Consider the following 10826-nt stretch of genomic DNA (forward strand, 5'->3'; position numbering starts at 1 on the left):
GACACGGAGCGGCTTAGCCAGGCTCAGAGCCTTGGCTTCCCTGAACATCTCGCGCAGAACGTCGCGATCCACGGTCGAATCGTGCCGCCCGTCCCAGCACAGGGCTACGCCCTCGCCTCGGAGATTCCGCCCGATCAAGTACTTGCCCCCTACACGCCCAAGCCCACGTCCCGAGCCTGTAATGTCGGTTTGAATGATCAGATTCGTGATCGCTTCGCGTTCCAGTTGCAGAATTGCATCCCGGTCGATTCGTTCTCCGGTGGCTTCAAACGAGAAAGCGACGGGAAGCGATTCCTGTTCGCTTGCGGCTCGCAAACGCGGTGCCGTCAGAGTTCGACAATAGCGATCCTCAGGGGTCCCTTCTTCGACAAGCACGAAACGACGTGTTCCGCCGTCCCCGGCGTTCAATCGCATCACAGCATGTCCTGTGGAACCTGATCCGGCGAAGGGGTCCAAGATTAAGGCATCGTTGTCGGTTGCGAAGTCTAGCAATTGACTGATGAGTTCAACCGGCTTGGGGTGAATGAACTTTTGCTCCCCCTCGGGGAACAACCGCTTGAGCGTAGATAGTCCGCGCGCAGAGTTTATCTCTAGCAGACCGCGCAGGGGTGGCTGCACTTCGGCCAGGTACTTCTTGATCTGAACCTGCCGATGTTCGTCGGGCCCAAAAATTATTCGTTCCTGGTCGAGCAGCTGTGCCATTCGCTCCGGGGGAAATCGGTAGCCACTAGGTGGACGCTTACAAGGCTTGCCATTGCTCGGATGGGGCACGTCGTAAAAGTATTGTCCCTTCTCTGAACCATGGACGTCCCGGTTCGAGGCGTACGCGCCAACCGCGTCCACGAACTTATACTTGGGCAAAGTGTCCCCGAGGTCAACGGTTGGGTCACCCCCTTCAGCGACTGATGCGGAATGAGCCGCGATCTGATCTTTGATCGCTTTTTGCCACAAGACCTGCAGTTTTGAGGCGTCTGGCTCGTTCGATCGCAATTCGGCGAAACGGTCCAGCATCCAGGCTTTCGCTTCACTCGTTCCGGTCCATACGCTCGGGACTGACTCGACGCGTTTCGCGTAGCAAAGAATATATTCATGGCCGGTGCTGATTCGAGTCGGGTTGCCGTCAACGTTCCCCTGCCACACTATGACGCCTAGCCGATTTCGTTCGCCAAAGATCTCGTCCATGAGCATGCCGAGGCGGAATAGTTCGGCATCGCTGATCGAAACAAAGCAGACGCCATGGTCGGCCAACAGCTCCCAGACGAGGAACAGCCGCGGACCCATAAAGTTCAACCACTTAGTGTGTCGCCCACCGTCTTCGCTGCTGACATAAAATGCATCGTCCGAGTCAGCGTCAGGATCATGAAAGCGCCGGTCTGAGTAGCGGAAGTCGTTTCGCCCAGTGTTGTAAGGCGGATCCAAGTAGGCGGCATCGAATTTTGCTCGATACTGGCTTCTTAGCGACACCATCACTTGTAGGTTGTCGCCCTCGATCACTCGATTACCGTCGGGCTCGCCAAACGAAAGATCTTCGACCGGCTCCAACACGCGGGGTGCTGGCATTTTGGTGCGGTAGTTTCTTCTGCCTTCCCAGTGCAGAAACAGGCCTTTACCGATTTCGGTTGCCGTTGTCCCATCAGACTCGTGGGCTGCATCCCCCATACCAGCTGTCACTGCCCAGAACTCCCGTCGTGGTGCGCGTTGTTCGCAAGCCAACCATATGCAAGGCCACCGACACGGGCTTGCACCTTCGTGACGGTCCAGAGTGCTCAAGCGCCCCCGGGAACCGGTGAGCCGCCTCAGTCGCGCCAGAGGCACCGCGGCCCCCGAGAGTGACGACCATCGAACGCCGTGTACTATTCCCCAGTTATCCGGTATGGTCCCGGGCATCCCCCTGCATCGAGAGGAACCGATCAATGGCTCGTCCAGCCAATCCGCCTTACACCCTAGGCAAGATCACGATGACGCCTCATCCGACGCTGGCGAGTCAGGTGCAGGCCCGTGGCTACTTCAACGACGGCAACGGCAAGCGCCGCGAGGTCACGGCGAGCGGACGGTCTGAGGCGGCCGCTCGACGTTCGCTGCAGAGCAAGGTGCAGAGCGCCCGCACTGACCATCGGGGCGGGGATGAGTCCCTGCGGCATGACACGACCGTGAGCCGTGCGGCTGACGTTTGGCTCGAGTGGAAGCGTCGGCAAAAAACGAGGGGCAAGCCGCTCGCCGCCCAGACGATCTACGACTATGAGGGCTATGTGCGCCGCTGTGTCGCAGGGAGCGTCCTGGCGGACCTCCCGCTGACGAAGGCCAACGACGTGAGCAGGATTGAGGCTTGGCTCGCCGATATCGCAGACAACCGCGGCGAGACAGCTGCCAAGCAGTCTCGCAAGGTGCTGGGAGGCGTGCTGTCCCTCGCTGAACGGCGTGGGGCGATCCCTGCCAGCGTCATGCACCGTGTGCAGATGCCCGGCTCGAAGGCGGGCAGCGTCGGGGACCGGAAGTGCACCGATGAGGAATGCGACTACGAGTGCGGCAAACGCCACCTGGACACCCGGCGAGCGTTCACCCCTGAGGAAGTGTCAGCGGTAATGGAGGTTGCGGAGGCAAGTGCCGCTGACATTGCCGACATCGCCGCGTTCCTCTTCGGAACCGGCGTACGTATCTCGGAGGCCCTGCGCTACGTGTCATGGTCCGACGTGGACCTTGACGCGAGGACGGTTCGGGTGCGAGGCACCAAGACTGAGAACGCCGACCGGGTGCTCACCCTGGCCGACGACCTGTGCGAGCGGCTGCGCCAGCGCGCCTCGCTCCATGGCACACGGGGACTCGTGTTCGGTGTGACGCGCTACGCCAGTAAGGCGGGACAGCCGAGGGACCGGAACAACGTCAGCAAGTCACTCCGACGAGTGTTCGCGAAGGCAGGTGTGCCATGGGCGGGCACACACACGTTCCGTCGCACGGTAGCCACGTGGTTGGACGCCAACGGCGCTGCGCTCGCGGAGATTGCCAATCAGCTGGGACACGCCGACACCAACGTCACAGCAAACTACCTTGGCCGGACGGGGACGCCAACGCGGGCGGCGTCCGTCATGGTGCTGCCGATCGCACAGCCCACGCAGCACGCGGTGTAAGTAGGGAATTTCTAGGGTATCGCGCGCTCCGATGCATCTGGGGATTAGCATCTTCCCAGGTCAGCGCCATATTTGGTGGGGCGGGTGGGGCTCGAACCCACGACCCAAGGATTATGAGTCCTCTGCTCTGACCGACTGAGCTACCGCCCCTCGGGGCGCACCCTAGGCGATGACGGCCTCCATCTCGTGCATGTGCTCGACAACGTGGAACCCGAGGGCCGTGTTGGTGTGGTGCATGGCGGTGTTGGTGGGCGCGGTCCAGGTGTGGACCAGGCCGATGTGCTGCGGCAGGCCGGCGTAGTTGGCGGCCTTCAGCGCCGCGCCCAGGCGGTGGCCGCGATGCTCGGGCATGACGAGGGTGTCGTCCTGCCAGCCGTAGTCCGCCCCGTGTGGGACGAAGAGCAGGGAGTAGCCCCCGAAGGTGCCGTCGGAGCGGCGGCGCGCGGCGGCCACGCGGACGTCGTACGCCCTGCCCAGCCGCTCCTCGGACGCCGCGAGGCGGGCGTCGTCGAGCACCTCGGCCTCCAGGTCGAGCTCGCCGGTCGGGACGTCGGCGTTCATCTGGTTGCGCATCGCGAGGTAGGCCGGGCGGTGCTCGTCGGGGCAGCGCCCCTGCCACGTGACCAGCTCGTAGTCCGGGTCGATCGGGGCGGCCGCGACGGGCAGCTCGGCGAGCAGGTGGTCCTCGCGGTGCTTCTCCCGCGCGCCCAGCGCCGTGGCGAACGCGAGGCCGGCGCCGGGGACGGCCAGGTCGACGGTGACCTCTCCCCCGACCCTGGTGCGACCGGCCGCCCTCGCGCGCTGCTCGACCGCCTGCCACAGCGCGCGACCGATGCCCTCCCGGCGGTGGGTGGGCAGGACGTCGACCTCCGCCCAGGCCACGTCGGTGTTCTCGTTGAGCGGGAGCTCGAGCTCCGCGGTCCCCACCACCGTCCCGCCGACGGTGGCCTGCAGCCAGGTGCGGGCGAAGTAGGTGCTGGGCGAGGTCATGGTGACCTCGACGGCGCCGAGCGTGGTCACCAGTGCGTGCGGCCGGTCGGCCCGCACGGCCCGCTCCATCACCTCGAACCAGGTGCGTCGGGCGGCGGGGTCGGTCGTGTCGAGCTCCTCGATGTCCACGCCGCATGGGATCGCACCCGTCACGCCCGGGGCAACCGGTTACGTGCATCGTCTTCGCACCCGGCGCGCGGCGTGCGACAGTAGTGCGCGTCTCGGGACGGGAGGACCTCGGTGGCAAGGAATCGTGCAGCACTGCTGCCCCCTGCGCAGCGTCATCTGGTGACGCGCTTCGGCTACGGGGTGGACGCCGCGCTCGCCCAGGACGTACGCCGTGAGGGTGGCGCGTCGGCGTGGTTCGAGAAGCAGCTCACCCGGCCCGGCGCCTTCCCCGACGGGGACGCCGACGAGGTGCGCCGGTGGTGGCCCGACCTCGACCGCAAGCCGTCCGACCTGTGGCAGCGCCAGGTCAAGGAGGTCCGCGGCGGCTGGCAGGTCATGGAGGACTACGGCCGCTGGCTGCTGGTCCGGCGCATCCGCACCCGCCGTCCTGTGCTCGAGAAGATGACCGAGTTCTGGGAGGCCATGCTCCACGTGCCGGTGAGCGGCGACGCCCACTTCACCTGGCGCGTCGACTACGGCGACACGATCCGCCGCCACGCCCTGGGGCGCTTCGACCAGATGCTCGCCGAGACCGCGACCCACCCGGCGATGCTGATCTTCCTGTCGGCGGCCACCTCGACCAAGCGGGCGCCCAACGAGAACCTCGGGCGCGAGCTCCTCGAGCTGCACACGCTCGGCACGGGCAACTACGACGAGGACGACGTCAAGGCCTCCGCCCGCATCCTCACCGGCTGGCACGTCGACCTCTGGGAGTCCTGGGCGGCGTCGTACGTCAAGGAGGACCACTGGACCGGGCGGGTCCAGGTCCGGGGGTTCAGCCACAAGAACCGCAAGGGCGACGGCCGCGAGGTCACCCGGGAGTACCTCCGCTACCTCGCCCACCACCCCGACACCGCGCACCACGTCGCCGAGCGCCTGGCGTCGAAGTTCGTCCGCGACGACCCGCCGCAGTCGCTGGTGAGGAGGCTCGCGAAGGTCTACCTCAAGAACGACACCGCCATCGTGCCCGTGCTCCGCGCGCTCGTGGCCAGCAAGGAGTTCCGCTCCTCGGCCGGCGCGAAGCTCCGCGACCCGAGCGAGGACGTGGTCGCGACCTACCGGGCGCTCGGGGTCGGCATCGACAGGCCCAGCGGGGACGACTCCGGCGTCTACGCGATGCTGTGGCAGGCCTCCGGCCTGGGCCTCTCCCCGCACGCGTGGCCGCGCCCGGACGGCTCCCCCGTGGCCAACGAGATCTGGGCCTCTCCCGCGCGGGCGCTCGGCTCGATGAGCATGCACTGGTCGATGGCAGGCGGCTGGTGGCCCACGGTCGACCTGCACTACCGCAAGCCCAGCCGGTGGGTGCCCGCGAAGAAGGCCGTCAGGTTCGGCGACCTCGTCGACGAGGTCAGCCGTGACCTGCTCCACCGCCCGGCCACCAAGAACCTGATCGAGACCGCGTGCCTGGCCACCGGCTGTCGCACCAAGGAAAAGATCGACCGCGAGCACGGCCTCTACCAATGGGGCTTCCCACGGCTGCTCGCCGCTGTCCTCGACTCCCCCGACCACCTGGCGTGCTGACATGACGACTCCCGGCTCCACCCCGACCTCCCGCTCCTGCGGCTGCCCCGACTACGACCAGGCCCGCACCCTGCTGAGCCGCCGCGCAGTGCTCGGCACGGCCCTCGCCGGTGGCGCGATCGCCCTCGGACCTGGGCTCGGCGGCTCCGGGCCCCGGGCGTACGCCGTGACCGGCCGCCCGGCGTCCCGCCTGGCCTCGACGACCGGATCGGTGCTGGTGCTGCTGTCGCTGCGCGGCGCCGCCGACGGGCTCTCGCTGGTCGTCCCGCACGGCGACCCCGCCTACTACGCCGCGCGCCCGCGCATCGGCGTACCGCACACGGCGCTGCTGGCACCCGATGCGATGTTCGGGCTCCACCCGGCACTGGCGCCGCTGCTGCCGATGTGGAGTGCCGGGCAGCTCGCGGCGGTCCACGCCACCGGCATGGCGACCCCCAACCGCTCGCACTTCGCGGCCATGGAGGCCATCGAGGACGCGGCGCCGGGCTCCACCGCACGCAACGGCTGGCTCAACCGGCTCCTCGGCGAGCTCCCCGGTGCGTCGCCGTTGCAGGGCACGGCCATGGGCAACCAGATCCCGACCTCGCTCTTCGGGACCAACCCCGCCTTCGTGGTCGACCGGGTGAACGACGCCAAGGTCGCCGGCACCGAGGAGGACGGCCGACGCCTGGCCTCCCTCAAGCACGCGTGGAAGGCCAACGGCCTGATGGGCCAGGCCGTGCGCGACGCGATCGCCGGCGCGGAGACGTTCGGTGCCGCGCGCGACCTCCCCGCCGGCACCCCCGCGACGGCCTACCCCGGCACCGAGCTGGGCAAGGCGCTGTCCGACGTGTCGCGCATCGTGCGCTCCGGCGTCGGTGCCGAGGTGATCACCGTCGACCAGGGCGACTGGGACATGCACACCGACCTCGGCACGCTCGAGTGGGGCGACATGCTGCGCAACGCCGGCGACCTGGCCAGCTCGATCGCGGCCTTCTTCGCCGACCTGGGACCGGCCGCCGACCGGGTCACGCTGGTGACGCTCAGCGAGTTCGGCCGACGGGTCAAGGAGAACGACGACTACGGCACCGACCACGGCTTCGGCAACGTGATGTTCGTGGCCGGCGCCGGGGTGAAGGGCGGGCAGTACTACGGCTCGTGGCCGGGGCTCACCGACTCCCTCGACTCCGACCTGCTCGTCACCACCGACTACCGCAGCGTGCTGACGGAGGTCGTGACCCGGCGCTTCGGCGTCTCAGTGGCGCAGGTCTTCCCGGGCTTCGCCCCGCAGACCGTCGGGGTCATGGCCTGACGGGTCACACGACCCGGACGGGGTGGCGTACGACCGCGTCGAAGAAGTAGCCCTGGGTGTTGAACGCGGCCTCGAGCGGCTGGGTGCGACCGTGCTCGTCGGTGGCGCGCGCCAGCAGCTCCTGACGACCGGGACGCGGCCTGCCCAGCGCACCGACCACTGGGTCCAGCCCTGGTCCTCGCGACACCTGCGGTCGAGGACGGCCGGGCGCCAGGCCTGGCCGTCGAGGCTGACCGAGACCCGGGCGATGCGGCCGGCGCCGCTCCAGGAGCGACCGGTGAGCGTGACCGGACGGGACGGGACGGCAGGACGGCGTCGCGGGCCAGCTCCCACGCCGAGCGCACCGTGTTGACCGTGAGGGGCGAGGAGTCCGCGGGCCACTGGGGACCGGTCATCCGGTAGAAGGTCGTGTTCCACGGCCACGTCAGCTCGGTGCGCGCGACCTCCAGCGAAAGGAAGCCACGACGGGTGGGAGCGATCGAGGTCATGGCCCGCGACGATATATGAGCAAGTCACCCACTTCACTACACAACATCCCGAGTGCCATGCTCGCACCATGCCCACGCCACCGAGCTTCGAGCCCCTCCCCGAGGACTGGGAGACCGCGTTGTTCGTGGTCGCGCACCCCGACGACATCGAGTACGGCGGCGCCGCCGCCGTGGCGCGCTGGACCGGGCAGGGCAAACGCGTCGTCTACTGCATGGTGACCAGCGGCGAGGCCGGCATCGACGGGATCCACCCCGACGAGAGCGGCCCCCTGCGCGAGGCCGAGGAGGTCGCGTCGGCCGGGGTGGTCGGCGTGGACGAGGTCGAGTTCCTGCGCCTGCCCGACGGGACGCTGGAGTACGGCGTCGAGCTGCGGCGCGCGATCGCGGAGGTGGTGCGTCGGCACCGGCCGGACATCGCGATGACCATCAACTTCCGCGAGACCTTCGGTGGCACCAACCTCAACCAGGCCGACCACATCGCCGTCGGCAGGGCCCTGCTGGACGCCGTACGTGATGCGGGGAACCGGTGGATCTTCCCCGAGCAGCTGACGGACGACGTCGAGCCGTGGGGCGGCGTGCGCGCCGTGTGGTCGGGCTCCTCACCGCAGGCCACGCACGCCGTGGACGTCACCGACACCTTCCAGGCCGGCGTGGCCTCGTTGAAGGAGCACCGGGCCTACATCGAGGGGCTGCGCTGGGAGGGCTGGGACCCCGAGGAGTTCCTGGACGGCATTCTCCGCGGCGGCGGCCAGGGCCTCGGCGTCACCCACGCGGCGACCTTCGAGGTGTTCCCGCTCGGCTGGGGCTGATCCCTCAGCGACGGCCCGCCGGGGCGGTCAGTCAGGTGCTGGCGGGATCGGCCTGTGCGGAACGCCGGCCGGCCTTCGACGCGAACTCACGCAGGAGCTGGTCCTCGGCGCGGTCGAGGTAGTCGAGGAGCACGGCGACAGCCTCTTCGCTGCGCCCAGCCTCCACCAGCGTCGCGATGCGCTCGTTGTCGCCCAGGTATGGCTCGTAGAAGTCGCGAACGGTCGGCATCACATGGAAGACCAGTCGGAGCTCGGCCAGCAGCTGCCTCATGATCTCGTCGATCCGGGTGCTGTCGGCCAGCGCGGCAATCGAGCGGTGGAAGTGCATGTTGGCGGTTCCGACGCCGTCCCAGTCCCCCCGCTCGGCCGCAGCGACGCCCGTGGTCACGGCCGAGCGCACGTGCGAGACGGCCGCCGCGCGGCCGGCATCGGCCGACTCGCCCCAGAACCGGAGGGCGGCTCCCTCGAGGGTCCGGCGCATCCGGTAGATGTCGACGACGTCGGCCTCGGTCAGCAGGCGCACGAAGACGCCGCGGTTCAGCTCGTGGACCACGAGCCGCTCGTGGTTCAACAGGCGAAAGGCCTCACGGAGGGTGTTGCGCGAGACCTGGAGCGCATCCGCTATGGAATCCTCGGCCAGCTTCGCGCCTGGCAGGACCCGGCCCTCCATCACCATGTCGCGAAGGATGTCGGCGACTCTCTCGGCCGTGGAGGCGCGCACAAGCGTTTGTCGCGCAGATACGAGTGCTGTGGTCCAGTCAGCCGAATCTGTCATGGTCTCCACCCCTGTCGGTCGATTGAGCCGTCGCATTCCAAAGATTGTTGCACAAGACCATTGCCGGATCGTTGAACAAAGTCTATGGTCAAGCAACCGCTGTGACGTCGAGCGCGCGAACCAGGAGGACCCGTTGTCGGCACCACAACTTGAGCTGATGTCCGTCGAGAAGGTGTTCGGCGACGCCGTTGCTGTCCACCCCACGGACCTGGAGGTCCACGACGGGGAGTTCCTCTCGATCATCGGCCCCAGCGGCTGTGGCAAGACCACGACGCTGCGGATGATCGCCGGCCTGGAGTCGCCGAGCGGGGGCCGGATCAGCTTCGACGGCAAGGACATCACCGCCGTCCCGCCCCACCGCCGCGAGTTCGGGATGGTGTTCCAGAAGTTCGCGCTGTTCCCGCACATGGACGTCGCGGCGAACATCGCGTACGGCCTGAAGCTGCGGAAGGTGTCCAAGCGGGACATCGGCACGCGGGTCGACGAGATGCTCGAGCGCGTGGGGCTCACCGCCTTCAAGCACCGCAGCGTCACCACGCTGTCGGGCGGCCAGCAGCAGCGCGTGGGGATCGCCCGGGCACTGATCACCAGGCCCCGTGTCGTCCTCCTCGACGAGCCGACCGGAGCGCTGGACGCCAAGCTCCAGCTCGCGATGCAGTCGCAGCTCAAGCAGCTGCAGCGCGACCTCGGCCTGACGTTCATCCACGTCACCCACAACCAGAGCGAGGCGCTCGCCATCGCCGACCGCGTCGTGGTCATGAACGTCGGCTCCATCGAGCAGGTCGGACGGCCCGAGGAGGTCTTCGAGCGGCCCCAGACCCGGCACGTGGCCGAGTTCGTGGGTCGCAACAACATCCTCGACGGCACCGTCAGCGCCGATGGGAGCACCTTCTCCTGCGCGCTGGGCGAGCTGCCGCTGGCGACGCCCTGGGCCGCGGGACCGGCGACCGCCGTCCTGCGGGCGGACGCCATCTCGGTCCACCCCGGCGAGGGCTACCCCCACCGCGCCGAGGTCGAGCTGCAGGCGCTGGAGTACACCGGCGCCCGCGTGTCGTGGTTCACCAGCGCCGACGGCTCCGACATCACGATCGACGTCTCCGCACGCGCCACCCAGTCGGTGGCCCCTGAGCTCGGGAACCGCTATCCCATCTGGCTCCGCCCCGGCGAGCTGCACTTCATCGACAACCACCACACGCGCTGACCCGCGTCACTGACAGGAGATCTGCCATGGAAGCACAGTTCGGAAGGCGCTCGTTCCTCAAGGGCGGTGTCGGCGCGACGCTCGGAGCTGGTGTCCTGCTCGGAGGCGGCAGCGCCCTCCTCGCGGCCTGCGGGTCGAGCGGCTCGGGGTCGTCGGCGGCCGGATCCGCACGCAGCCTGGGCCTCAGCCTGACCACGGACCCGCGCATTCTCGCCGGCTTCAAGAAGAAGACCGGCAAGGTGATGCAGGGCCAGGCCGACACGGTCGGGAACATGCAGGTCCAGTGGGCCCAGGGTGCCTACCGTCAGCTGGACGTGCTGGAGCCCAACGCCCAGTGGGTCGGCCCGATCCAGGGCAACAACCTCTTCAAGCCCGTCCCCGTGTCCGACGTCCCGCTGTGGACCGACGACGTGCTGCCGCTCTTCCGCAAGGCCGGTGCGCCCGGCTACGTGAAGGAG

The 10826-nt window shown here is 68.2% G+C and carries 10 protein-coding genes, 1 tRNA gene and 1 pseudogene; 6 read left to right on the forward strand and 6 right to left on the reverse strand.

The window, feature by feature from the left end; translation table 11 throughout:
• Nucleotides 1–1659, reverse strand: a 1659-nt coding sequence (locus JWN97_RS02715; RefSeq protein ID WP_297617833.1) for a site-specific DNA-methyltransferase, incomplete at its 3' end; no start/stop codon positions are given.
• A gap of 254 nt (nt 1660–1913) precedes the next feature.
• On the opposite strand from JWN97_RS02715, the gene JWN97_RS02720 reads away from it, so the two are divergent.
• A complete protein-coding gene (locus JWN97_RS02720) occupies nt 1914–3125 on the forward strand; it encodes a site-specific integrase (protein ID WP_297617836.1) in 1212 nt (403 codons plus the stop codon).
• Nucleotides 3126–3198: 73 nt separating this feature from the next.
• Here the strand turns inward: JWN97_RS02720 and JWN97_RS02725 are convergent.
• Both JWN97_RS02725 and JWN97_RS02730 read right to left on the reverse strand, forming a co-directional pair.
• Nucleotides 3199–3275, reverse strand: a tRNA-Ile gene (locus JWN97_RS02725).
• A gap of 12 nt (nt 3276–3287) precedes the next feature.
• Entirely contained in the window at nt 3288–4244 is a 957-nt protein-coding gene (locus JWN97_RS02730; RefSeq protein ID WP_297617839.1) for a GNAT family N-acetyltransferase, read from the reverse strand.
• Between the two features lie 159 nt (nt 4245–4403).
• On the opposite strand from JWN97_RS02730, the gene JWN97_RS02735 reads away from it, so the two are divergent.
• Complete coding sequence (locus JWN97_RS02735; RefSeq protein ID WP_297617842.1) at nt 4404–5804, forward strand: DUF1800 domain-containing protein; 1401 nt, start codon at nt 4404–4406, stop codon at nt 5802–5804.
• Nucleotide 5805: 1 nt separating this feature from the next.
• The gene (locus JWN97_RS02740; RefSeq protein ID WP_297617844.1) at nt 5806–7095 is read left to right on the forward strand and encodes a DUF1501 domain-containing protein; all 1290 of its coding nucleotides are present in this window, start codon (nt 5806–5808) and stop codon (nt 7093–7095) included.
• A 4-nt stretch (nt 7096–7099) separates the two neighbouring features.
• Here JWN97_RS02740 and JWN97_RS02745 read toward each other — a convergent pair whose 3' ends face one another.
• Both JWN97_RS02745 and JWN97_RS21175 read right to left on the reverse strand, forming a co-directional pair.
• Entirely contained in the window at nt 7100–7255 is a 156-nt protein-coding gene (locus JWN97_RS02745; RefSeq protein WP_297617847.1) for a hypothetical protein, read from the reverse strand.
• A gap of 23 nt (nt 7256–7278) precedes the next feature.
• Nucleotides 7279–7731: pseudogene (locus tag JWN97_RS21175) on the reverse strand (hypothetical protein); the annotation flags it as partial.
• On the opposite strand from JWN97_RS21175, the gene JWN97_RS02750 reads away from it, so the two are divergent.
• Nucleotides 7652–8392 carry a PIG-L deacetylase family protein gene (locus tag JWN97_RS02750; RefSeq protein WP_297617850.1) on the forward strand — a complete coding sequence of 247 codons (741 nt, stop codon included), beginning with the start codon at nt 7652–7654 and terminating at the stop codon, nt 8390–8392. The pseudogene JWN97_RS21175 and the gene JWN97_RS02750 sit on opposite strands and share 80 nt — an antisense overlap.
• Before the next feature lie 31 nt (nt 8393–8423).
• Here the strand turns inward: JWN97_RS02750 and JWN97_RS02755 are convergent, their stop codons facing one another.
• Nucleotides 8424–9410, reverse strand: a complete 987-nt coding sequence (locus tag JWN97_RS02755; RefSeq protein ID WP_363321244.1) for a GntR family transcriptional regulator — start codon at nt 9408–9410, stop codon at nt 8424–8426.
• Here JWN97_RS02755 and JWN97_RS02760 point away from each other — a divergent pair.
• Both JWN97_RS02760 and JWN97_RS02765 read left to right on the forward strand, forming a co-directional pair.
• Nucleotides 9325–10368: an ABC transporter ATP-binding protein gene (locus tag JWN97_RS02760; protein WP_297617853.1), complete on the forward strand. Its 1044-nt coding sequence runs from the start codon at nt 9325–9327 to the stop codon at nt 10366–10368. The two genes, JWN97_RS02755 and JWN97_RS02760, sit on opposite strands and share 86 nt — an antisense overlap.
• Nucleotides 10369–10394: 26 nt before the next feature.
• Nucleotides 10395–10826 (forward strand): hypothetical protein (locus tag JWN97_RS02765; protein WP_297617856.1); only part of this gene is annotated, 432 nt, incomplete at its 3' end.

It is taken from the genome of Nocardioides sp. (genome assembly GCF_025965415.1).
Lineage (GTDB): Bacteria > Actinomycetota > Actinomycetes > Propionibacteriales > Nocardioidaceae > Nocardioides.